The organism is Chitinophagales bacterium, assembly GCA_017303415.1.
Lineage (GTDB): Bacteria > Bacteroidota > Bacteroidia > Chitinophagales > Chitinophagaceae > SpSt-398.
The window spans coordinates 2778620-2804074 of sequence record JAFLBJ010000001.1; the positions used below are offsets into that span (position 1 = coordinate 2778620).

The 25455-nt window shown below is 46.9% G+C and carries 19 protein-coding genes; 8 read left to right on the plus strand and 11 right to left on the minus strand.

What is annotated here, in order from left to right:
• The first annotated feature begins 60 nt into the window (after positions 1-60).
• Positions 61-1308: a competence/damage-inducible protein A gene (locus tag J0M30_12040; protein ID MBN8668227.1), complete on the plus strand. Its 1248-nt coding sequence runs from the start codon at positions 61-63 to the stop codon at positions 1306-1308.
• A 156-nt stretch (positions 1309-1464) separates the two neighbouring features.
• Positions 1465-2805, plus strand: a complete 1341-nt coding sequence (locus tag J0M30_12045; GenBank protein ID MBN8668228.1) for a 2-oxo acid dehydrogenase subunit E2 — start codon at positions 1465-1467, stop codon at positions 2803-2805.
• A 112-nt stretch (positions 2806-2917) separates the two neighbouring features.
• Here J0M30_12045 and J0M30_12050 read toward each other — a convergent pair whose 3' ends face one another.
• The 6 genes from J0M30_12050 to J0M30_12075 all read right to left on the minus strand — a co-directional run bounded on the left by J0M30_12050 (position 2918) and on the right by J0M30_12075 (position 9454).
• On the minus strand, positions 2918-3409 hold the full coding sequence (locus J0M30_12050; GenBank protein ID MBN8668229.1) for a histidine phosphatase family protein: 492 nt from the start codon (positions 3407-3409) through the stop codon (positions 2918-2920).
• 3 nt (positions 3410-3412) lie between these two features.
• Complete coding sequence (locus J0M30_12055) at positions 3413-3928, minus strand: hypothetical protein (protein ID MBN8668230.1); 516 nt, start codon at positions 3926-3928, stop codon at positions 3413-3415.
• Between the two features lie 68 nt (positions 3929-3996).
• Positions 3997-6753: a S9 family peptidase gene (locus J0M30_12060; protein ID MBN8668231.1), complete on the minus strand. Its 2757-nt coding sequence runs from the start codon at positions 6751-6753 to the stop codon at positions 3997-3999.
• A 47-nt stretch (positions 6754-6800) separates the two neighbouring features.
• Positions 6801-7679 (minus strand): DMT family transporter, encoded by an 879-nt coding sequence (locus J0M30_12065; protein MBN8668232.1) that lies wholly within the window; start codon positions 7677-7679, stop codon positions 6801-6803.
• A 173-nt stretch (positions 7680-7852) separates the two neighbouring features.
• Entirely contained in the window at positions 7853-8617 is a 765-nt protein-coding gene (locus J0M30_12070) for a polyprenol monophosphomannose synthase (GenBank protein ID MBN8668233.1), read from the minus strand.
• A 69-nt stretch (positions 8618-8686) separates the two neighbouring features.
• Positions 8687-9454, minus strand: a complete 768-nt coding sequence (locus tag J0M30_12075; protein MBN8668234.1) for a 3'-5' exonuclease — start codon at positions 9452-9454, stop codon at positions 8687-8689.
• 290 nt (positions 9455-9744) lie between these two features.
• On the opposite strand from J0M30_12075, the gene ytxJ reads away from it, so the two are divergent.
• On the plus strand, positions 9745-10086 hold the full coding sequence (gene ytxJ / locus J0M30_12080) for a bacillithiol system redox-active protein YtxJ (GenBank protein MBN8668235.1): 342 nt from the start codon (positions 9745-9747) through the stop codon (positions 10084-10086).
• A gap of 4 nt (positions 10087-10090) precedes the next feature.
• Here ytxJ and J0M30_12085 read toward each other — a convergent pair whose 3' ends face one another.
• From J0M30_12085 to J0M30_12105, 5 genes are read right to left on the minus strand one after another with little or no spacing between them, the layout of a single operon-like run.
• On the minus strand, positions 10091-11113 hold the full coding sequence (locus J0M30_12085) for a glycoside hydrolase family 43 protein (GenBank protein MBN8668236.1): 1023 nt from the start codon (positions 11111-11113) through the stop codon (positions 10091-10093).
• Positions 11114-11123: 10 nt separating this feature from the next.
• Complete coding sequence (locus tag J0M30_12090) at positions 11124-12593, minus strand: MFS transporter (GenBank protein ID MBN8668237.1); 1470 nt, start codon at positions 12591-12593, stop codon at positions 11124-11126.
• 37 nt (positions 12594-12630) lie between these two features.
• Positions 12631-13374, minus strand: a complete 744-nt coding sequence (locus J0M30_12095; GenBank protein ID MBN8668238.1) for an SDR family oxidoreductase — start codon at positions 13372-13374, stop codon at positions 12631-12633.
• A 24-nt stretch (positions 13375-13398) separates the two neighbouring features.
• Positions 13399-15528, minus strand: coding sequence for an alpha-glucuronidase (locus tag J0M30_12100; protein ID MBN8668239.1), 2130 nt, complete (start codon positions 15526-15528; stop codon positions 13399-13401).
• On the minus strand, positions 15528-16550 hold the full coding sequence (locus J0M30_12105) for a LacI family DNA-binding transcriptional regulator (protein MBN8668240.1): 1023 nt from the start codon (positions 16548-16550) through the stop codon (positions 15528-15530). The genes J0M30_12100 and J0M30_12105 overlap by 1 nt, the downstream gene beginning before the upstream one ends.
• Positions 16551-17049: 499 nt before the next feature.
• On the opposite strand from J0M30_12105, the gene J0M30_12110 reads away from it, so the two are divergent.
• The 5 genes from J0M30_12110 (at position 17050) to J0M30_12130 (ending at position 25448) form a co-directional block, all read left to right on the plus strand.
• Positions 17050-18564: a carbohydrate kinase gene (locus J0M30_12110; GenBank protein ID MBN8668241.1), complete on the plus strand. Its 1515-nt coding sequence runs from the start codon at positions 17050-17052 to the stop codon at positions 18562-18564.
• A gap of 29 nt (positions 18565-18593) precedes the next feature.
• Complete coding sequence (xylA, locus tag J0M30_12115; GenBank protein MBN8668242.1) at positions 18594-19922, plus strand: xylose isomerase; 1329 nt, start codon at positions 18594-18596, stop codon at positions 19920-19922.
• Between the two features lie 65 nt (positions 19923-19987).
• Positions 19988-21616 carry a sodium:solute symporter gene (locus J0M30_12120; GenBank protein MBN8668243.1) on the plus strand — a complete coding sequence of 543 codons (1629 nt, stop codon included), beginning with the start codon at positions 19988-19990 and terminating at the stop codon, positions 21614-21616.
• Positions 21617-21641: 25 nt separating this feature from the next.
• Positions 21642-22802, plus strand: coding sequence for a mannonate dehydratase (uxuA, locus tag J0M30_12125; GenBank protein ID MBN8668244.1), 1161 nt, complete (start codon positions 21642-21644; stop codon positions 22800-22802).
• A gap of 27 nt (positions 22803-22829) precedes the next feature.
• On the plus strand, positions 22830-25448 hold the full coding sequence (locus J0M30_12130) for a glycoside hydrolase family 3 C-terminal domain-containing protein (protein MBN8668245.1): 2619 nt from the start codon (positions 22830-22832) through the stop codon (positions 25446-25448).
• The last annotated feature ends 7 nt before the right edge of the window (positions 25449-25455 follow it).

The window sequence follows — 25455 nt, forward strand, 5'->3', positions numbered from 1 at the left end:
CCCGCGGGGTTATTACTTTGCATTCAAATTACTGTTTTTATCCTTAATCGTTTTTAATTAATGGCTCACGCATCCATCATCACCATTGGCGACGAACTGTTGATCGGTCAGACCATCGATACCAACAGTGCCTGGATGGCCCAGCAACTCAATAAGGAAGGCATCTGGGTTCGATACCGGATCGCTGTGGGTGATGTATGGGACGATATATGGAGCGCCATTGACCAGGAACTGCAACGATCGTCGATCGTACTTATCACAGGTGGACTGGGTCCAACTGCCGATGATATCACCAAACCTCTGTTGGCCTCCTATTTTCAAGGCAAGATGGTTGTGAACGAAGAAGTGTTGCAACATGTAACGCAAATCTTTACCCGGCTTAAGAGGCCTTTATTGGAACGTAACCTGAAGCAGGCAGAGGTGCCGGATACTTGTACGGTTTTGCACAATGCCCGGGGAACAGCACCGGGCATGTGGTTTGAAAAAGGAGGAAATGTGGTCGTCTCCCTTCCAGGAGTGCCTCATGAAATGAAAGGACTGATGACCGAAGAGGTCATCCCCCGGCTGATCCGGCAATTTAAACTTCCGGCCATCCTGCACCGCACGGCCTTTACCGCCGGACAAGGTGAGTCTTTCATTGCAGAACGACTGAATGATTTAGAAAGCGCACTCCCACCCCATATCAAATTGGCCTATTTGCCCAATTATGGCATGGTGAGGTTGCGCTTAACAGCCAGGGGTGAAAACAAAGATGAACTGGCCGTTGAAATTGAAGATTGGTTTGCCCAACTCAGAGAAAAAGTAAAAGACATCCTGGTGAGTGACGAAGACAAAGGGTTGGAAGAAGTGCTGGGCGAATTACTAATGGAAAAAGGCAAAACCATGTCCACGGCCGAAAGTTGTACCGGTGGCTATATCGCCCACCTGATCACCAGCATCCCGGGTTCTTCTGCTTATTTCCAGGGCAGTGTGGTCAGTTATGCGAATTCAGTAAAAGAAGGGTTGTTAAATGTTTCCTCAGAAACCCTCACCACTCTGGGTGCAGTCAGTGAAGAAACAGTAAAACAAATGGTTGCCGGGGTGCTGCAAAAAACAAATAGCGACTATGCTTTGGCCACCTCCGGCATTATGGGACCAACCGGAGGGACTGCTGAAAAACCGGTAGGAACCGTTTGGATCGCTGCTGGTGACCGGGAAAACGTCATTACCAGTCAGTTGAAGCTTCGCTTTGACCGGAAAAAAAATATCGAGATTACTGCACAGATGGCGATGGATTTATTACGGCGATTTATACTAGGAAACAATTGAGTAAGTAAGTAATAGAAAAATCAAGTCTACCATCAGGCTAACACTTGTAAGGATTTGCAGGAAATTCCTAACTTTGCCCTGCCTTTTGCTAAAAGCTAAAAGCTTGCAGCTAATCGCCTTACCTTTGGATCATAACTATAAATTAAACTGAATAGCATGTCCCTCGTCGATCTCGTCATGCCCAAGCTTGGAGAAAGTATCATGGAAGCGACCATTCTAAAGTGGCATAAGCAACCGGGTGATAAGATTGCCATGGATGAAACCGTCCTGGAGATCGCCACCGATAAAGTGGATAGCGAGGTACCAAGCACGGCCGAAGGTGTCATCGAGGAGATCCTTTTCAATGTAAATGATGTAGTGCCCATCGGCACCGTGATCGCAAGGATTAAAACAAGTGCCGCTGAAGGTGCTGCCACCCCAGCTCCCATTGTCAATAGCCAAACACCCAGCCCTGTACCGGCTGCAACACCTGCACCAACTGTTACCCAGACCGTTCAGGTGGAATCAGCACCTGCGCTGACCAGCAGCAATGGACAGCGGTTTTACTCCCCCTTGGTCCTGAACATAGCCGCCAGCGAAGGTGTGAGCATGGCCGAGTTGGAACGGATGCCAGGAACGGGAAATGAAGGAAGAGTAACAAAGAAGGATATCCTGCAATATGTAAGTGACAAACGGGCAGGGAAAGTTATATCTGCTCCGGCTAAACAGGCTGCCTCAACCGAACTGACCGTCCCCATTTCCCGTATTGATTCCAGCTCCAGTGCCGTAGTGAATACAACTTATAGCGGCAATGTAGAGATCATTGAAATGGACCGGATGCGTAAGCTGATCGCCGATCACATGGTGAAAAGCAAACAAACCAGCCCCCATGTTACCAGCTTTACCGAAGCAGATGTTACGAATATCGTGATGTGGCGTAACCGGGTTAAAAAAGAATTTGAAAAAAGAGAAAACACCAAGATCACTTTTACCCCGTTATTCATCGAAGCGATCGTAAAATGTATCAAAAAATTTCCGCTGATCAACTCGTCAGTGGATGGTGACCGAATCATCATTAAGAAGGATATCAATATCGGCATGGCCACTGCCCTGCAAAACGGCAACCTTATTGTTCCGGTGATCAAAGGTGCCGATCAACTCAATCTCGTTGGTCTGACCAAAAAAGTGAACCAGTTGGCAGACAATGCCCGCAATGGTAAACTCAGTCCGGATGATACCATGGGTGGAACTTTTACACTTACCAATGTGGGAACCTTTGGCAGCCTGATGGGTACACCGATCATCAATCAACCACAGGTGGCTGTCCTGGCAGTAGGTGCAATTAAGAAAAGACCCGTAGTAGTAGAAACACCTCAGGGTGACAGCATCGCTATCCGCCACATGATGTATCTCAGCATGAGTTACGACCACCGCATTGTAGACGGAAGCCTGGGTGCTACATTCCTGACAGCCGTAGCCAAGGAATTGGAGAGCTTTAATGAGGAAAGGGAGTTTTAGCGGTAGATGTTGGATGTCGGATGTTGGATGTTGGATGTTTGATGTTATTTGATAAGAGTATAAACACTCCGGATCCAACATCCAACATCTAACATCCAACATCCAACAACACCTACTCGCTCTTCGCCCCGAATTTACGCCCAACAAAAATTTTCTTTTTCCCTTTCACTTTTACCTCATACAAATTATCATACTCTTTATCTCCAAGGTCTCCAGCGACCTTCGTTGCTCCACAAAGCATATTCACAATATCATCCACGGTATTGGAATGTCCCACTACCAGCAGGTTCTTCTTATGTGATAGAAGTTTGGAGATAAAAATGGAATCTGGTCTCGGTCCATACAGTTCGATAGCTACACCAAAATGATCGGCTGTGGGTGTGGCTGTTGAAACTGTTCTGACAGTTTGTGTGGAATAGACGATGGATATTTTTTTATCCTTTAAGACATTCATCAGGTCTTCTGCCCTTTGCTGTCCCGGGACAGAAAGCGGCACATCCGAATTCATGTTGGGACCAGCCGGAGCCTTCTCTGCATGCCGTACAACGTATATACTGTGCGAGCAGGAACTCAGGAACAGGAGAATAAATGGAAGCAAACGCATTTCCTAATCCACTTTTACTGACTGAAAAAACTTGTCCTTTATGGTATTCGAGGGGTTCAGGGCTGAGTAGGTAAAGCTATACACTTTGGAACCAACAAAAACAGAGTATACATACATCTTTTCCATTTCACCTGTTCCTTCACTTTTGTAGTTGAGGTCAAACAGATAGGTAGTAAATTTTTGAAGTTTACCGCGGGTGGAGGAGACCATTTCAGATCCTTCCATCTGGCCCATAAAACCGGTCTTGAATTGCTCTTCAAAAGCATCCGTATCAGCCATGGATTGGATCATAGCGGAATCCAGTCCGAAATTCACAAAATCAATAATGGTCACGGTATAGCTGGAAGAATCATCGGCAACCAATGTATAAACCTCCACTTGCTCCATGTCGATCTTCATTAATGAATCAGGAACCTGAAAGCTTACGCGCTCATCAAAAGTGAGCTTGACCCAAGGTGACTGGGAATAAGACAGAATGGACATGGCGAGGAAGGCCAGTGAAAAGAGGATTTTTCTCATGTTCGTTTTTAAATTTAATAGTGCAAAGAAAATAGGTGAAACCCGGAATTTATAGCCCGTTCGTATAATTATTTTTCGTTAACCTGCTCAAGCCCCCAATCCTTGCCTTTTTCCAGATAGGGTACACCCTCGGTGATCCACCGGGTAGGTCTATCGCCTTTAAGTATCCAGTCGAAGAATTGTTGCATACGAATCTGGTAATCCAGCCTGTCCTTCCTCACGGTCAACCCATGCCCTTCCCCATTGTAATTCAACATCCACACCTGTTTACCAAGGCGTCTCAGGGCCGTAAACATCTCAATTCCCTGGTACCAGGGTACTGCTCCATCGGCATCATTGTGCATGATCACCACCGGTGTTTTTACCCTGTCCATATAGAAAAGCGGCGAATTCTCGAGATAGAGTTGTTTTTTCTCCCAAAGGGTTGCACCGATCCGGCTTTGGGTTTTTTCATACTGGAATTGCCGGTTAAGACCTGATTCCCAGCGTATACCACCATAGGCACTCGTCATATTCACCACTGGAGCGCCCGACCAGGCAGCCTTAAATAAATTGGTCCGCGTAATAAGGTAGGCTACCTGATACCCACCCCAGCTATGTCCCTGAATCGCCATGCGGGTACTGTCCACATACCCTTTTCTTACCACCGCCCTTGCGCCACTCACCACATAATCATAAGCCCCTTGTCCGGGATACCCGATCTTGTATTTGATATCCGGAACGAAAATGACATAGCCACGACTGGTGTAAAAAGGTATATTGATGGCACTTCGGATGGGAGCCGGTGCATAGTAAGTATGAAGGGTATTGCTCATCTCCTCATAGAAGTAACAGATCATCGGGTACTTCTTTTTGGGATCAAAATTCTCAGGTTTATAGACGATCCCGGTCGCCTGTTTTCCGTTATAGGCTTTCCACGAAATCAGTTCTGCAGTACCCCACCAATAGTCCGACTGCTGAGGATTGATAGCAGAGAGCCTTGTTTCTGTCCCTCCGGATGCCTGGGTAAAAAGATCAGGCGATTCGCGAAAATTTTCCCGTGTAAATAAAAAGGTCTCGGCATCCTTTGCTTTGATTGGATTGCCATAATCATTTCCGGTATTCACAACAGGCAAAGCCTCGGGTTTGTTGAGGGATGATTGCCAGATTCGGAATGACTTGTTCTCTTCACTAAACAGGGAGAAAACCTGCCTTTCTTCAGGCTTGATGTATTTCTCTTCGCGGTCGGTTATAACCCGACGGATAACAATATTCTTCTTGCGTGGATCCTGGGTGGCAAAAACGCGCACAGGCGCGGCTTTGCCAGTAAGATCCAATTTCCAAATCTCAAAGCGATCATACACAAACAAGGCTGAATCGCCGGTTTGCCAGCCCATTCCGCCATAGGGAGAAGGTTCACTGGGACTATCATGACCCTCATCATATAATTTCACCTTAATACCGGCAGTAAGGTTATGGGCTGTATTGCCATCATGTACAAAATATGCCTTGCTCTTATAATCGTACCACGCTACGTATTTCCCGGAGGGGGAAACATAGCTTGGCGCGATCACTCCTTCCAGGTTCTCTTTGATAAGCCTGGCCCTTCCGGTATTGACATCGATCAGGTAGATGTCTTTTTTGGTATTGCCGGTCCATTGACTTTCCACCCTCTTTCCAAAATCGGTGATACCCACAAATTGGTCCCCATCCCCTTCATTGGTCATCATAACCGTGGGTAATTCACGGGAGGCAAGCTGTTTTACCCAGCCGGTTTCAATATCATAGACCGCGAGAAAACTTTCCCGCAGGTCACGGTTGGCACGCACCTGTTGTACCGTTTGCAGATAATCTTCCTTATAATGCCAGATATCCAGACTTACCTTATCGATATCCGGAATGGTCGTATCCTTTGGAGGCAGGATCGCGGAGGAACCAAAAAATAAACGATTATTGTTTTTGCTAAAACTTAAATTTCCAAATTCACTGACGGTCATACCCAGTTGCATCCCGGTGGATTTTCGGTTTACCACCAACTGGGCACTATCCATTCCCTCCCGATAGAACCAGAGTCCATAAAATTGTTGCAGGGCCTTCTCAGAGCTATCCCGTTGTGCAACATAGGCCACTTGTTTGCCATTCTCGGCTACCACAAAGTTCTTGAACGCGACTCCGCCCCTACTCAGGGTGTCGGTTTGATTGGAAAATATGTCATGATAAAGTACCATGGACATGCCAAGTGAATCCTTTGCTTTTTTGGTTTGATAAACCAAAAGCCGGTCGCCATTTTTATCAAACAGGTATTCAGCTACCTGGCTAAACTTGCGTGTTTCATTTTTAACCACCTGATAGAGCAACAGGTCTGCCCCATCCTTTTCACTGCCTTTTTCCTTTTCCAGCGTGTATGCTATCCAGCCATTAAACACTTCAGGGACTTTGAAACCTGCCACCAATGGTTTCTTCCACACGCTATCATTCCCAAGTACCACAATACCCAATGAATCCTTTGGAAATTCTTCGGGTTTCTTCTTTTTGATCTTTGCTTCACGGGTATCCTTAAATAACGGTTTGATCTTAAAAATCACATACCTGTTATCACTGGTCACCGTAGCATTATACCCACGAGGTATGGTGAGTTTACTTCGGGCATCGGATGACTGAATCACTAATTCATTGTCGCCTTCCTGCACATCGATGGTATAGACGACCCATTTACCATTGGGACTTATCTGTCGCTCCCCAATACTTTGCCAACCATCATAAACAGAATGGTCAAGCGGCTTTTTTTGGGCAAAAAGGGTCATAAGGGGTAACACGAAAAAGAAGGAAAAAAGGGCTTTCTTCATATCAATTAGTTAGGTCGTTTAAAGATAGGATGTTTCGGTATTCCGCCCTATGTTCCCTGAGGCTTATTCCGTAAAATTCGGGCCATCTGGAGGACGACGGAAAGTATGATCAGGAAAAGGCCGATGAAGAATCCCTGGTTCAGGTCCTTGTTTTCCCGAAAGAGAATAAAAGCCAGCAGGATCCCATAAACGGGTTCGAGGTTAAAGGAAAGATTGACTGTAAAGGCGGAGAGTTTTCGAAGGGCCGCCGTAGTTAATTGGAAGGCGATAACCGAACAAAACCAGGAAAGGATCAATAACCAGATCCAGTCATTGGTGGTGGGCAGGAATTGAGTAGCCGGGAAAAAATGCAGGTACACGGGAAGCAGAGCGGAAAGGGAAAGGAACCCACCACTCAATTGCCAGGTAAGCAGGGTTTCGGTATTGATGCGTGCCGCGAACTGGCGGATAAAAATCATTACAAAAGCCAGCAACAAAGCCGAGATCACACCCAGAATGATCCCGGTAGCATAACGTGTATCAAAATGAAAAATGATGAAAATACCCAGCATCACCAGTAATCCCAGGAAGAGATCAAATGGATCGATCCTTTTGCGGTAAAGGATCGGTTCAAGAATAGCCGTAAAAAAACCAACAGACGAAAAACATACCAATGCAACAGATACATTGGCGTATTTGATGGATCCAAAAAAACTCACCCAGTGCAAGGCTGCCAATAAACCAATTCCAAACAGCCCGGCTATATCCCGTAATGGTATCTTTTTGATCCTTCCCCGCAAAGAAAACAATATCCACATAGTTGCCGCACTGATCAGCAAACGATACCAAACCAGCATCGCCTCATTCAATGTGATGTATTTTCCTATGATCCCCGTAAACCCGGCGAGAAAGACTGAAATGTGGAGGTAGAGAAAGGCGTTGCGCATGGGGGGGGGTGAATCGTGAGGCGTGAGACGTGAGACGTGAGTCGTCAGTCGTGAGTCGTGAGTCGCGAGTTAGAAAATATTTAAAACTTTGATTATTTTTATATCTGTAAAATCCTCTCACGTCTCACGTCTCACGTCTCACGTCTCACGTCTCACGTCTCACGTCTCACGCCTCACGCTTCATGCATCGACATTCCCCCCACCTTCACTCTCTTTCTATAATTCGTGAACAGGCTATACCATCTGAGTTTTAATACACCAAGGATTCCTTCTTTTACAATTCCTTTGTTCATTTTAGAAGTACCTACGGTACGGTCGCGGAAGATGATGGGGACCTCGGTGATGGTAAATCCGAGTTTCCAGGCCACAAATTTCATTTCGATCTGGAATGCATAACCCACAAAATGTATCTGATCGAGGTTGATGGCCTCGAGTACTTTTCGACTATAACATACAAAGCCGGCCGTGGTATCCCTTACAGGTATCCAAAGAATTAACCGGGTATAGAGCGAGGCTCCTTTGGATAGCAGGATCCGGTTTCTTGGCCAATCCACAAAACCTCCCCCTTCCACATACCTGGAGCCTACCACTACATCAGCATTTTCTTCCTGTGCCGCTTCATACAATCGTTGAAGATCGCCGGGGTTATGGGAAAAATCGGCATCCATTTCAAAAATGTATTGATACCCTTTTTCCAGCGCCCATTTAAAACCATGTATATAGGCCGTTCCCAATCCGAGCTTACCCTTCCGTTCTTCCAGAAATAATACCCCGGGATACTTGGACTGTAACCGACGTACAATATCCGCGGTCCCGTCGGGAGAACCGTCGTCGATCACCAGTACATGAAAATTTTGTTGAAGGGAAAAGATGGCCAAAAGGATAGCATTGATATTATCCTTTTCGTTATATGTTGGTATAATGACTAACTTTTCCAAGAATGAGGGCAAGGGCAACGAATTTACATCTTTTGGTATGGAAACCTAAGGATTTTTGCCCAAAGGCTGTTAATTCTTTTTCAGAAGGGTGCGTGTATATATTTCAGTGAGTTTCTGTTTGGTATGACGGGGAAAATCGCCGCGCATCATCCAGTCATAATACTGCGGTTCGGCACGTAGTACATCGGAAACCGGTCTGCCTTTATGTTTTCCAAAATTGAAGACCTCTACCCCGTTTTCCACCCCAAAACGACGGGCAAAATCAACGATCACTTCTTCACCGATCGCCTTTAGTACAGAATCCACTGAATCGCCCAGTGAGGGGTACCGTTTGAGCTGAGATTCGAGAATTTCCGCCGTTGCCTGGGCATCTGCTTCGGCGCTGTGGGCATTCTCAAGGGTCTTATCACAATAAAATTTATAGGCTGCACTAAGGGTTCTGGGTTCCATGAGGTGGAAAATGCGCTGTACATCCAACATCCGGCGACCTTTCATATCAAAATCAACCTCTACGCGGATAAACTCTTCCACCAGCAGGGGAATATCAAACCGGTTGGAATTGTACCCGGCAATGTCACAGCCATCGAGCATTTGCTTCAATTCCTGGGCCACCTGCTTAAAAGTAGGGGCATCTTTTACCATTTCGTCTGTAATTCCGTGAATTTCAGTTGATTGAGCAGGAATTGGCATCTCGGGGTTAATGAGCCTGCGTTTCTGGCTACGATTTCCATCCGGAAGATGTTTAACAATAGCAATTTCAATGATACGGTCGGTGCCAAGATTCGTCCCGGTGGTTTCCAGGTCTATGAAGGCCAATGGTTTCTTAAGGTGCAACATCAGAACTTAACTGTTTTTTCAATTGGGTCGGTAAAGGTAGGGGTTTAGAAGAGGATTGAATACCTGTGTCGGACAAATTATTGCATTATATTTGCATACTATTTGTGGCCTTTGGCCGTTTTAACTGAAATAAATCCAAATTGAGAATGAAAAAGACAGCGATCCTCGCCCTCCTCCTTCTGGTCGCCACGGTTCTGATCAGCTCCTGTTATTCTTCCAAAAAATCAGGCTGCCCTGGTAATGTCAATAACTCCAGCAAACCTTTTCGCGCCTAAGACTGTTGTTGATCCATGAAATGGAATGTATTGACCGATGAATCCCAACTGCCTGGGATCATTGAGCGTTCGCATGTTCGTCCACAAGTAATCTATAAACACAGTTCCCGTTGTAATATCAGTTCCATCGCCCTTCGCCGGCTGGAAAATGAGCCATTCCCGGAAACGATCGACTTTCATTTTCTCGACCTGCTCTCCTACCGGTCGCTATCCAACAAAATTGCGGAACAATTCAAGGTCCACCACGAATCACCCCAGGTGATCCTGTTGCACAATGGTGAGGCAGTGTACGACGAAAGCCACCTGTCGATCGATATGCAGGAAATCGTCGAACAAACTACCTTACTGAGTAAGTAAGTCTTTAAGGGCGCCCATAGGGATCAATGGTCTTGATCCTCCCCTCTCCATCATATTCAAGCCTGGTCATTTTTACGCTACGCAAATGCGTGACGCCTTTGCTCAGGCTGCTGTCATGATAAAACAGGTACCACTCTCCTTCAAATTCCACTATGGAGTGATGGCTGGTCCATCCTACCACCGGCTCCAGTATACGGCCGGCATAGGTGAAGGGGCCATAAGGGTTGTCGCCAATGGCATAACAGAGATAATGGGTATCCCCGGTAGAATAGGAGAAATAATATTTCCCCTGGTATTTATGCATCCAACTGGCTTCAAAAAACCGCCGATCATTGTCACCAGCCAATAAAGGCCTGCCTTTTTCATCCAGTATCAGGATCTCTTTCACTTCCTCCGCAAGTTCAACCATATTGGATGAAAGTTTGGCCACCCGGGGGCCCAGTGCTATCGCATGTGGATCGGGTTCAAGGTTCTCAGGTGAATACTGGTTTTGCCGGTATGATTGTAACTGCCCTCCCCAGATTCCACCAAAGTACATGTAATAACTCCCGTCATCATCCTTGTACACTGCGGGATCAATGGAATAGCTCCCTTTGATTGGGTTTGGTTGTGGTACAAAAGGCCCTTCCGGGCGGTCACTCACGGCCACCCCTATCTGAAATATTCCATCTGGTTTTTTTGCAGGGAAATAGAGATAATACTTTCCATCCTTCTCTGCACAATCCGGCGCCCACATCTGCTTCTCTGCCCAAGGCACATCCTGAACATGAAGGGCAACACCATGATCGGTAACATGAGCGCCTGGCCTGGACAGAGAAAATACATGATAATCCTCCATAGCGAAATGGCTACCCAGGTCATCAAAAGGTATACCTGCCTCGATATCGTGTGAAGGATAAAAATAGATCCGCCCGTTAAATACATGGGCAGATGGATCGGCGGTGTAAAGATGAGTCACCAGCGGTTGGGAAATCGCCTTCTGGTCAAGTTCATTGAAGTTGATATGAACAATGCTGTCTTCAGGCATATAATTAGATTTAAGCGTTAATACGTTTTGTGCGGAGTTCATTTTCTATACGCACCTCCATCTTTTTATCAATGGCGTACCAGAATAAAAGAAGCGCTCCGCCAATAAAGATCAATCCGGGAACAAGGCTTACCAGGAATTGAATGGCCTTGATAGCGGAAGGGGTTTGAACAGCCGCATCCGCCACATACCCAAACCTTGATAATACCCAGGTGGACAGGGCCCCTCCTACACTTAATCCGATCTTCAGGCCAAAGATCATTGCGGAGAAAATAATAGCGGTAGCCCGACGGTTATTCTTCCATTCGCTGTAATCCGCCACATCCGCGATCATAGCCCAAAGCAGCGGAATGGTGATGCCATAAATAAACCCATGTAATACCTGGGTCAGAAATACCGCCATCACCGCGGTTGGGCCGAAGAAGAGAATGAGGATCAGACAAAGCGCCGACAGTGTTATAAAAACCCCGAATACATTTCTTTTCCCAAAACGATCGGCCAATGATTTAGAAAACAAAATACCGATGATCATGGCGATGGTACTAAAGGCACTGGTAAAACTGGAGGCAGCATAAGGCGCGCTTCCTGGTTTACTAAACTCGGCAAAAGCTTCGGCGCCAAAAATTCCACTCAACCAGTTAATGATCCGGTTAAATCCAACCTGGTCAAGGAAGGCCAATTGACTTTGTTCGGTGAGGTAATACTTAAAATAATAAATGTTCATACCGCCTTTTAAGGCCAGGGTGATAAACACCAGGATCGTCAGCACCAGCATGATAACCCAGGGACGGTTGGCAGCCAGGTCTTTCAGGTCCTGAAGAATGGGTGTCTTTTGTTCTTTGGGTGGAACGATCCGTTCGCGGGTGGTCAGAAACGTTATAAGAAAACAGATCACACCGGTGATGGCAAACACAAGCATCACCTTTTCAAACCCGGCGGCTTTGTCTCCATGGCCCACTGAAATAGCAATAGGTAACAAAAGCACCTGAATGATAAACTGCGCGATCATCACGGACACAAACCGGTAAGAGGACAAACTGTTTCTCTCCTTCATATCACCGGTGAGAACACCACTGAGCGCCGAATACGGAAGGTTGTTGGCCGAATAAACGATCACCAGTAGAAAATAGGTGATAAAGGCATAAATGACTTTCCCGCTTTCATTGAAGTTGGGAGTTGAAAATGCCAGCAGCGAAATCACGCCAAAGGGAATAGCGGTCCATAAAACCCAGGGACGAAATTTTCCCCAACGCGTATTGGTACGATCGGCTATGACCCCCATGATGATATTAAAAAAGGCACCAAAAATACCGCCTACCAACATGACCGCACTTGCCTTAGCAGGTGGGATATTGTAGATATCGGTATAAAAGAAAGCCAGAAAGGCCATAAGGGTTTGGAAAATAAGATTGGCGGCAAGGTCGCCAAGACTATATCCGACCTTTTCAAGTACAGATAGTTTTTGGGAATTTGTAGACATGATCAAAAGTTGATCGGTGATTAAAAGGGGATCAGGGTTAGAAACCTATGCTATTGCCACCATCCACGGGCATTACGATTCCGGTTACAAAAGAGGCACCTTCACTGGCCAGATAGAGAGCCGCATGCGCGATATCCTCCGGCTGCCCCATTTTACCCATAGGTGTGCGGCCAAATACTTTGGCTTTTCTTTCGGGATCACTATTCAGGGCCGCTGCAGTCATTTCGCTATAAATAAACCCGGGTGCGATAGCGTTGACACGTATACCTATGGGCCCGAGCTCCACCGCCATGGCGCGGGTAACGCCATCGATTGCAGTCTTGGACGCTGAATAAGCAATCACCTTGGGCAACCCGTATTGCGCGGCCATACTGGAGATATTAATGATGCATCCGGAGGAACGTTTAAGCATATCCTTCACCACTTCCCGACTGAGAGAGAATACAGCCGTAAGATTGGTGGTGATCACCCGCTGAAAATCTTCATCGGTCACTTCCACCAGGGGTTTTTTATGATTGATCCCGGCATTATTGACCAGGATATCCACTTTTCCAAAATCGCGGACAATGCCTTCAACGAATGCTGGCAGGGTGGCAAGGTCACTCACATCACAGGAGCGGGCATGACAGCCTTCCCCGATCTGGGCGCGGGCTTTTTCCAATTTTTCCATATCCCGGCCAACGATAATGGTTGTGATCCCATGCTGAACAAATTTCTGAGCAATTGCAAAACCGAGTCCGCTCCCGCCACCGGTCACAATCGCAATTTGAGAACTTGACATGTTGATTGATTTTAAAATGCCCGATCACCCATTACCTGGAGCAAAAGGGAACCGTAAACTTTTATAATAATCCAATGATTTTACAGGTTGCGGATAAGATGCCGGTATGGGTTCCCGGCTAAAGGTTTGAAAATAGAGCAAACAGGCCTCTCTCCACCATACTGCCTCCTCCCATTGTACCTTCAGCAGTTGTTTTACCTGTGAGAATCGTTCCTTGTCCACTTTCCCTTCGAGTGCGTTCCACTCCCGCATGATCCATTGTACACTATCGGCTCCTCCATAATAGCGATAACATAATTCATCCCATAAGGTCCTGCCGGTCACCAGCCTTTCCTTCCAACCTACATGATGAAACCACAACAAATAAGGTAATTCACACGTTGCTTTGTCTTCCCAGGCCTTACGGGCACCCGGATGATATTGCTCCAGGGCATTGCTTCCTGTTGCTGTACGATTGAAGCCTATGCCAATAGAATCCGCTTTGTGGTAATAGACCGGGTTCCATTCGGGTCTGGATTGATTGGAAACCCAGGGGGCAGGCCCGTAATGATGACCCGTGCCCATGATATGATGCAAACCAAGTGGGTTCATGTAATTGACCATGATCTCGCGGGTCCTTCCCATAATTCCCCGTATGGTCTTTACCAGTTTTGGATCATTGGAAAAACTCATCCGTATCCATTCGCCGGCTATTGAATCCGGAGAAAGCTGATGATCCCAGGCCAACCGGCCCAAGGCATACCAATTGGCTTGCGCCATGGGGTGGCCACACCAGTTTATATCATTTCCTATATTCGATACACCGGTCATACCTGTCAGTGTATGCCCTTCCAAACTACCATCGATCACTTTGGCCACCGTGCTCCCTTTTCCCTGCTGGTGCGTGTCTGCATCCAATACCTCTTTAAAAAGTGGCCCCAGATAAACCCAATTGGTGGCCTGTCCCAGGTATTCCTGTGTCACCTGAAACTCCATCATCAATGGGGTATTGGGCATGGCGCCAAATAAAGGATGAAAAGGTTCGCGGGGCATGAAGTCGATCGCTCCGTTTTTAACCTGGACCATGACGTTGGGTAGGAATTTTCCATCCAACGGTACAAAATCATCATAAGCCTGTTTGTGACGGTCTACCGGGTTCTCGGCCGCATATACAAATGCCCGCCAGATCACGATGCCGTTATGCGGTGCCAATGCTTCGGCCAGCATATTAGCGCCTTCCGCATGGTTTCGTTTATAGTCCTGTGGACCCGGTTGTCCTTCACTGTTAGCCTTTACAAGAAATCCCCCGAAATCAGGTATCAGGGCATATATTTCCCTGGCCTTTTCTGTCCACCATTGTTTTACCCCGGGGTCAAGCGGATCGGCCGTCTTCAATTTTCCCAATTCGATGGGCGCTGAAAAACGGGCCGTTAAAAATACCTTGATGCCGTATGGACGAAACAGATCGGCAAGGGCTTTCACTTTTAAGAGATAGGAAGGCGATAATACCGTCGCATTCGCATTCACATTGGTCAGCGAAACAGCGTTGATACCAATTGAAGCATTGGCCCTGGCATAATCAATATAACGTGGATCCAGATATCCGGGCAGGCGGTGCCAATCCCACAGGGAAAATCCAGCATACCCTCTTTCCACGGTCCGGTTCAGATTATCCCAATGGTTTAACATCCGAAGTTTCAACCGCGGCGTAGACAGGATGCTGAGTTTATCGATCCGCTGATTCGTTTGCAGTAGCCGGAGAAAATGGAAACTTCCATAGAGGATTCCTTTTTCCGTATTGGCCCTTACAACGATCTTCCCCCCTTTGCTGGTGATACCAAAGCCCTCCTCGCCCAATCCAGGTTCTGCTGTTTTATTTAATTGTACAAAAAAAGTAGAGCGGCTGGTAGGTGTTGTACGTAGTGATACGGTGGTTCCCAATAATCCGGTGAAAGCGTTCCTGAGCTCCGCCTTTGCCACATCAAGCATAGGACTACTGCCAGGAAAAACAGGATCCTCAATATACTGGCGGTAATGTTTTAACAGAACAGGGTCAGACACTTTGTTATACCGTAGCCAAAGATCATAACCCGTTTCAGCCCGAAGAGGCAATGTAAAAAGCAACAAAAATGATAGGCCGATGTAGTATGCTTGTTTTGGCATGTTGGAGCGCATTAACCCTTTTTCATAGAAGATCCCCTGATGATCAATTCTGATTTTACAATGATCGTATTGGTCTGCAAAAGATTGGTCTCTCCTTTAAGATGACCGATCAGGTTTCTGGCGGCAATCTCCCCCATATCAATACCGGGGTAATTGATGGTGGACAATTGTGGCTCTACGATCTTGCTGATCGCATCATTATTAAACCCTACGATCGCAATATCTTCCGGTATCCGCACCCCTTTTTCCTTGAGTGTTTGCAGACATACGGCGGCAGAAAAGTCATTGGTAATAAACAGCCCGTCGGGACGAGGTTTCATCTTCATTATCTCCTCTGCTGCCTCGCGACCACATTTCTCACTGAGGTCTTTGATCAACACCAGGTGTTGTTCAAAGGGCACCTTATGATCAAATAAAGCATCTTTATACCCACGGAAACGCTGGGCATATACGTTCCTGTTCAGGTTGGCTGTTACCAGCGCAATACGCCGGCATCCCTGTTCAATTAAATGCTGGGTGGCATGGTATCCACTCTTATAATTATCGATGATGACTTTGGGTGTATCTGAATTTTCTTCCACCCGGTCAAAAAAGATGACGGGTATCCCTTTGTCAAAATAGGCCTGAAAATGATCGAGTGACTTGGTATCAAAGGAAAGCGAAGCAATTAGACCATCCACACGCTTATGAAACAGGTTACTGGCATTGGAGGCCTCTTTTTTATAGCTTTCCGACGAGTGGGCGATGATCAGGTCATACCCTGCCTCCGTGGTCACTCGCTCAATACCCGCCAGCACCGAGGTAATAAAGTTGGAATTCAATTCATGGACCATCACGCCGATGGTATGGGATTTCTGCTTGCGGAGACTGCTGGCAAAACTATTGTGCCGATAACCCATTTCCTCCGCCTTGGCAAGAATGCGTTTCGTGGTTTCCTTGCTGATCCTCTTATTGTTCTGCAAACCACGACTGATCGTAGCAGGCGACAAATTCAATTCCCTGGCAAGGTCATAGATCGTTACTTCTTTCGACATGATGGTGGGATTATTTACCCTTGTCCTGCTAAAATAGTCCTTTTTGAAAAAAAATTGTGCAATCGGTTACACATTTTTAAAAAATACTCCTTACTTTAGCATCAGTGGTTCGAAAATAACCGGTTTGAAATGAAAAGTGCGAGGGTCCGGTAAATTTCGCTACAATAGTTTACTGACAAGGGTTTGACAGGATTTTGTCTCAATAAATTGATGACAGATCGCCTATGAAAGACAGAACATATATAGGTATTTGTAAATATAAACCGATTGCAATAACTGCCTGAGAAATGAATTGGCTGGCATACAAAAAAGAACCCCAGCCTGTCCAATCAAGCTACTACTCCAGACCGATTCACCTGATCGGGTAATTATTGTAAAAACGCATCAAAAGACTTAACCGTTTTCGTTTTTTGACAAGCAAGCTAAGCAGTACGGAAGGATGATTCTTCATCCTTCCCATTTTTTACAAAATGTATATTTGATAAGATAAAATTCGATCATGTTACTACTGGGTATAGACTTGGGCACTTCGTCGGTGAAGGTAACCGTGGTGGATGCCCATTCCCAACATATTTTATCTTCGGCATTCTATCCTGAAACCGAGGCGGATATACTTTCCCTGAAACCTGGATGGGCTGAACAAAGCCCTGATCAGTGGTGGGAATTTGTCAAACAAGCCATTCTCAAATGTCATGCACAGGGAAATTATGATCCATTCGAGATCGGTGCCATTGGTATCGCCTACCAGATGCATGGCCTTGTAATTACCGGCAAGGACAGAAATGTTTTACGCAATTCGATCATTTGGTGTGACAGCCGGGCGGTTTCCAAAGGCCAACAGGCATTTGAATCGATCGGGGAGGAAAAATGTCTTTCACACCTGCTCAATTCTCCGGGCAATTTCACAGCCAGTAAATTGGCCTGGGTTCAGGAACATGAACCTCAGACCTATGAACGTATAGAAAAGGTCATGCTACCCGGCGATTTCATCGCTATGAAGATGACGGAAGAGGTTACTACGTCCATTTCCGCTTTATCTGAAGGCATCTTTTGGGATTTCCGGGAGAACCGGTTGTCGGAAGATGTGCTGGGCTATTTTGGATTTGCTGAAAACTTTTTCCCGGATATACATCCCGTTTTTTCCCATCATGGGCAACTGACGGAAAAAACTGCGTCCCGTTTGCAACTGAAAGCGGGAATTCCTGTCACCTATAAAGCGGGTGACCAACCCAATAATGCCCTCTCCTTAAATGTATTTCATCCCGGGGAAGTTGCTGCAACAGCTGGTACCTCGGGTGTCATCTATGGGGTTACTGACCAATTACATTATGACCTTGAATCAAGGATCAATGGGTTTGCCCATGTCAACCACCAGGAGGACAATACGCGTATTGGCGTTTTACTTTGTTTAAATGGAACCGGCATATTTAACCGGTGGATCAAAAATATCGCCGGGGCTAACCATTCATATTCCAGTTTGAACGAAATGGCTGCCCAGGTACCTGCCGGTAGTAACGGTTTGATCGCCCTGCCCTTTGGCAATGGCGCTGAACGCATTTTCAATAACCGGATCATTGGCGCTCATTTTCACCAGATCGATCTTAACCTGCATGATACGGCCCACCTGGTGCGTGCGGTACAGGAAGGTATTGCCTTCTCCTTCCGGTATGGACTGGACATTATGCGAAGCAATGGCATGAACCCCTCCGTTGTACGTGCCGGCAAATCCAATCTTTTCCTGAGTGATGTCTTTACCCGTGCCTTTGCTAATGTGAATCAGGTAGCGGTTGAGTTTTACGAGGGCGATGGCAGCTATGGGGCCGCTATTGGCGCCGGCATTGGACTGGGTTATTATAAAAATGAAAAAGAGGCATTTGCCAATCGTCGCCCGGTACATACGGTAGAGCCGGAAGAAAAAGAATTGTATGAGGACCTGTACCAGAAATGGAATCTGCATTTGAACCAACACCTCCGGCCACAGGAAGAACTGGAATGGCTGGAACCCACATCATAATTATGTTTTTCACCTTTTAATGAATCATCATGAGTATTGTAACAGGCAACAAAGAATATTTCAAAGGCATCGGAAAGATTGCATATGAAGGTCCGGGATCAGATAACCCAATGGCCTTTCAGTGGTATGATGAAAATAAAGTGGTAGCGGGCAAACCCTTAAAGGAATGGCTTCGTTTTGCCTGTGCATACTGGCATTCCTTCTGTGGATCCGGCGCCGATCCCTTTGGAGAACCCACCCATCTTTTTCCCTGGAATGAAAAATCCGATGCGGTTGACCGGGCCAAAGACAAAGCAGATGCGGCCTTTGAATTTATCACCAAACTCGGTCTCCCCTACTATTGCTTCCATGATGTGGATGCCGTGGATTATACAAATGATGTAAAGGACAATGAAAGAAGGTTGAAAGCCATCACGGCCTATTTTGCCGAAAAACAAAAAGCCAGTGGCGTAAAACTGTTATGGGCCACGGCCAATCTGTTTTCCAACCGCCGTTATATGAATGGCGCGGCTACCAATCCCGATTTCCATGTGCTCACACATGGAGCCGCCCAGGTAAAGACCGCGCTGGATGCCACCATCGCACTGAATGGAGAAAACTATGTTTTCTGGGGTGGACGTGAAGGATATATGTCCCTGCTCAATACCAATATGAAAAGGGAAAAAGAACACCTGGCCCGTTTCCTCACCCTGGCGCGTGACTATGCACGGAAGAATGGTTTCAAAGGGAAATTCTTTATTGAGCCCAAACCCTGCGAACCCAGCAAACACCAATATGACTATGATTGCGAAACCGTGATCGGTTTCCTTCGTCAATACGATCTGCTGAATGATTTCAGTCTGAATATCGAGGTGAACCATGCCACCCTGGCGGGTCACACCTTTACACATGAACTTCAGGTAGCGGCTGATGCCGGACTTCTTGGAAGCATGGATGCCAACCGGGGAGATTACCAGAATGGCTGGGACACCGACCAGTTCCCCAATAATATCAATGAACTGGTTGAAGCGATGCTGATCATTCTTGAGGCCGGAGGCTTCCAGGGTGGTGGTATCAACTTTGACGCGAAGATCCGTCGCAACTCAACCGATCCGGAAGATCTTTTCCACGCACATATCGGTGGAATGGACAGTTTTGCCCGCGCACTGATCACAGCCGACAAGATCCTTCAGGGTTCCGATTACAAAAAACTTCGTGCCGACCGTTATGCTTCCTACGATTCCGGTAAAGGACATGAATTTGAACAAGGCAAGCTGAGCCTGGAAGACCTGATGTCCCTGGCCATCGAAAAAGGGGAACCAGAAACCAGAAGCGGGAAACAGGAATACATCGAAAATCTCATTAACCGGTATATTTAATTATTGCAGGGCCTGCCTGTGCAGGCCCTTGCTTCTCTTTTTTATTCGCCATTTAAAACTGCTATATGAACTTCCTCGGAACCATCGATTGGATCTTTGTCATCCTCTACCTTGTCATCATTGCCCTTGTCTCTGTATGGAGCATTCGCAAAAGCAAGGAAACCGCGTCCGATTATTTTCTTGCCAACCGAAACCTGGGTTGGTTTGTGATCGGTGCCTCTATCCTTGCCTCCAATGTAGGGAGTGAACATATCGTCGGGTTGGCGGGTTCCGCCGCAAGGTCTGGTACTGCCCTCGGCCATTATGAACTACATTCCTATCTGGTTCTGGTACTGGGTTGGGTTTTTGTTCCCTTTTATCTGCGCAGCTCTGTATATACCATGCCGGAATTTCTGGAACGTCGTTTCAACCCCCAGTCCAGAAGGCTATTGTCGATCATACAACTGTTTAGCTATATCATTGCCAAGGCATCGGTGACCATTTTCGCCGGCGCACTTGTATTCAATCAATTCCTGGGCGTTGACTTTTGGACAGGGGCCATCATTCTGGTGGTGGTTACCGGGGTGTACACCGTATTGGGTGGACTTCATGCGGTAATGTACACGGAAGCCATTCAGGCCATCGTACTTCTTGCCGGTTCAGGTGTGCTGCTATTCTTTGGCCTGCGTGAAGTAGGTGGTTGGGATGCCTTGATGAGTTCCATTCCCAAAGAGAAACTCAATATGTTCCGTCCCTTGAGTGACCCTGAATATCCGTGGGTCGCCCTCCTCTTTGCCTCGCCGATCGTGGGGCTATGGTATTGGTGTACCGATCAGCATATCGTACAGCGATGCCTCGCAGCAAAAAATGAAAAAGAGGCCCGTCGCGGTACCATCTTTGCCGCTTTTCTCAAACTCCTCCCTTTCTTTATCTTCCTGATTCCCGGATTGATCGCTTTTGCCCTTCATCAACAGGGAAAACTTCAATTGACCGATACCAATGCGGCCTTCCCGGAAATGGTGAAGCAGATCATGCCGGTTGGTCTTCGCGGAATTCTCGCTGGTGGTTTGCTGGCTGCCCTGATGAGTTCACTGGCCTCCGTATATAATGCCTGCTCTACCTTGTACACCATTGACATTTATAAAAAACAACACCCGGAAGCCTCTGAAAAACAATTGGTGCGGGTGGGACGTATCGCTACAGGCGTGATTGTGATCCTTGGTATGGTGTGGATTCCATTGATGGGACGTATCTCCAGCAGTCTCTATGATTATTTGCAGAGTGTACAATCTTACCTCGCGCCTCCGATCGCCGCGGTATTTCTGTTGGGCGTTTTCTTCCCCCGACTAAATGCCAAGGGTGCTTATACCGCCATGGTTGCAGGATTTGTGGTAGGAATGATCAAACTCACCTTGCAATTATTACAGGATAAACTTCCTGCTGGTATCTTATATGATTTTGCCCATATCAATTTCCTTTATTTCTGTATATACCTGTTCCTGTTCTCCGTGGTAGTGATGGTGGTGGTAAGTTTTGCTACGCCTCCTCCTTCAAAAGAACAAATCGAAGGGCTGACCTTTGCTACAACGGTTGATGCAGACAAAGCAGCCAGCCGTGCTTCGTGGAATGCATGGGATGTGGCGCTTTCCCTGATCGTTGTAGCCATCATTATTGGTATTTTCATGTATTTCTCTTCCTGGGGAATAGCAGGTTAAAATTGTAGGAGTACCTATGCTAAGAATGCATCAAACCATGCGATGGTTCGGGCCCAACGACCCGGTGAGTCTTGCTGATATTCGCCAGGCAGGTTGTGAGGGAGTGGTTACTGCTTTACACCATATCCCGGTGGGTGATGTATGGACCGTGGAAGAAATAGAGAAAAGAAAGGCCGTCATCGAAAAGGCGGGTATGAGTTGGACCGTAGTGGAAAGCCTCCCTGTGAGCGATGACATCAAACGACAGAGCGGGGATTATCTTCAGCATATCCAAAATTATAAGACAAGCCTTAAGCATGCGGCAGCTTGTGGACTAAAGGTCATTACCTACAATTTTATGCCGGTCCTTGATTGGCTGCGGACGCATGTGGACTATGAAATGGCCGATGGAAGCCGCGCACTTTATTTTGAAAGAAATGCCTTTGTGGCCTTTGACCTTTTTCTTTTAAAAAGACCAGGTGCGGAAAAAGACTATACCAAAGAAGAAATCCGAAAGGCCGAAGACCGTTTCAGGGATATGACCGAACAGGAAAAGCAAAGGCTTTACCACAATGCCATGCTTGGATTACCGGGTAGTGATGAGGCGTTTACTCCCGAACAGATCTTTGCTGAACTGGATAAATACAAACATATTGACGCGAACCAGCTTCGCAAACATTTACTTTTCTTTTTACAGGAGGTTGCTCCACTGGCTGAATCGCTGGGCATTGCCCTTGCCATTCACCCCGATGATCCTCCCTACCCGATACTCGGGCTGCCACGTATCGTCAGTACGGAGGCAGACGCGGCCGCGTTGTTAGAGGCTGTGCCTGTTACCGCCAACGGACTTTGCTTTTGCACGGGCAGTTTTGGCGCCCGCGCCGATAATGATCTGGTTAAGATGTTGCAGCGCTTTGGGGACCGTGTCCATTTCCTACACCTCCGCAATACCAAACGTGATCCACAGGGAAATTTTTATGAAGCGGATCACCTGGCCGGAGATACAGATATGTATGCCATTATACATGCAGTACAGGATATCCAGGAAAAAAGAAAAATATCCCTCCCCATGCGGCCTGATCATGGTCACCAGATGCTCGATGACCTGAAGAAAAAAACCTATCCCGGTTACTCTGCCATCGGACGGCTAAAAGGTTTGGCCGAACTTAGGGGAATAGAATACGCGCTGGTACGGGCGCGCGGGTAGTGACTTATTACATACAACGATTGAAATATGAGAATACTGTTTTCACTCTTCCTGTTCGGTATGGGTCTTTCCATCCAGGGACAGGATTATAAGAAATTCCCCATGTGGGACCATTCCAGAAAGATGGAAGACCGGGTAAATGACCTGGTCAGCCGATTGACTCTGGAAGAAAAAGTTCAACAGATGCTTAACGCGGCCCCCGCGATTCCACGACTTGGCATTCCTGCCTATGATTGGTGGAATGAAGTTTTACACGGTGTGGCCAGAACCCCCTACAAAACCACCTCCTATCCTCAGGCCATTGGTATGGCAGCAACCTGGGATACAGCTTCCCTGGCTTTGATGGCCGATTTTTCAGCCACCGAAGGAAGGGCTGTTCATAATCTTGCTACCAAACAAGGGAGAAATGGAGAACGCTATATGGGGCTCACCTACTGGACACCCAATATCAATATATTTCGCGATCCCCGTTGGGGACGTGGACAGGAAACATACGGAGAAGATCCCTTCCTGACCGGTCAATTAGGATATTCCTTTGTCCGCGGATTGCAAGGATCCGATCCACGCTACCTGAAAGCAGCAGCCTGTGCCAAACATTTTGCGGTGCATAGCGGACCCGAACCTACAAGACACAGCGATAATTTCAACCCCAGTACCTATGATCTCTGGGACACTTATCTCCCGGCATTCAAAGAACTCGTTGTTCACGCAAATGTTGCAGGGGTAATGTGCGCCTATAACGCCGTCAATACCCAACCCTGCTGTGCCAATGATCTGCTGATGACTGATATCTTACGCAAGCAATGGAAATTTACCGGCTATGTGACCAGCGATTGCTGGGGCCTGGATGATTTTTTCCGGTATCATAAAACGCATAAAGATTCCACTGCCGCGGCAGTGGATGCCCTTATACATGGCACAGATGTGGAATGTGGTGTAGCTGTTTATACCGCGCTGGTAGGCGCTGTAAAAGGCGGATTGATTGCCGAATCGCAGATCAATGAATCCGTCAGGCGGTTGTTCACCATCCGTTACCGGTTGGGCATGTTCGATCCCGCCGATAAGGTTCCTTTTGCCAATACCCCACCCTCCGTCCTGGAAGCTCCGGCGCATAAAGCCCATGCGTTAAAGATGGCGCAACAATCCATCGTCTTATTGAAAAATGAACAGAATACCCTCCCGCTTTCCAAAAAAATTAAAAAGATCGCGGTCATCGGACCCAATGCCAATAACCGGATCGCCGTATTGGGCAATTACAATGGTATTCCCTCACGCGTGGTGACCGTACTGGAAGGCCTGAAGGAGAAACTCGGGGAAAAAGTAGATATACAATATGAACTGGGCACCAATTTTACCAATGATACTTTATTGGTCTATTCTGAAAAGACCGGTTCATTCATGTGGAATGGCAAACCAGGGTTTTATGCGGAATATTTTTCCAATAAAGAATTGAAAGGAACACCGGTTGGATCCCGTATAGAATCCACGCTGGATCATTCCTGGCAAAGAGGCGATGCGATCATGAATGGTTTATTGGCCAATCAATTCTCGGCACGGTATACCACTGAATTTGTCGCCCTTACCGATGGGCCCATTACGCTTGAAGTGAATGCCGATGACGGCTACCGGCTGATGGTTGACGGAAAGGAAAAAATCAATGCCTGGACCCGCAACCGCTGGGGTGCAAGAACGATCACCCTGGATGCCAAAAAAGATACCCGTTACAAGATCGTGCTTGAATACTGGCAGGGGGATGATTTTGCAATCGTTTCGCTCCGCCCGGGCGTAAGGATGAAAAATGATTTTACAACCCTGGCCAACCGGGTCAAGGATGCAGACGCGATACTTTTTGTAGGTGGCATCTCTCCCCAACTCGAAGGGGAGGAAATGTCTGTCAATGAACCTGGTTTTAATGGTGGTGACAGAAGCAGCATCATGCTGCCCAAAGTGCAAACTGAATTAATGAAAGCCCTTCAAAAAACGGGTAAGCCAGTAGTATTTGTGATGATGACCGGTAGCGCGATCGCTATACCCTGGGAGGACGAAAATATTCCGGCCATTTTAAATACCTGGTATGGTGGGCAAAGCGCCGGCACTGCGATTGCTGATGTTTTGTTTGGTGATTATAATCCGGCTGGACGTTTACCGGTTACTTTTTACAAAGGAGATGAAGACCTTCCATCATTTACCGAATATGGTATGGACAACAGAACCTACCGGTATTTCAAAGGCACCGCGCTTTACCCATTTGGATATGGCTTGAGCTATTCAAGGTTTCAATATGGCGGATTATATCTGCCGGTTGAATTTCCCACGGGTCGCACCCTGGAGGTAACGGCCACCCTGAAAAATACAGGTCCCTATGATGGAGAAGAAGTAGCCCAATTGTATCTGTCTTTCCCTGATTTTAAAGGGAAGGCACCGCAAAAAGTATTGAAAGGGTTTCAGCGGATCTATTTGAAACGTGGTGAATCACGGGAGATTCATTTCACGCTGAGCCCTGAGCAAATGAGCCTGGTCAATCCTGAAACCGGAGAACTATTTCAACCAGCGGGTAAAATGGTGATCAGTGTCGGCGGCGGACAACCGGATGTTCCCAATAAATCGACGAGCAATGTCGTAACCAATCATGTTCAAATCAAATAGACTAATA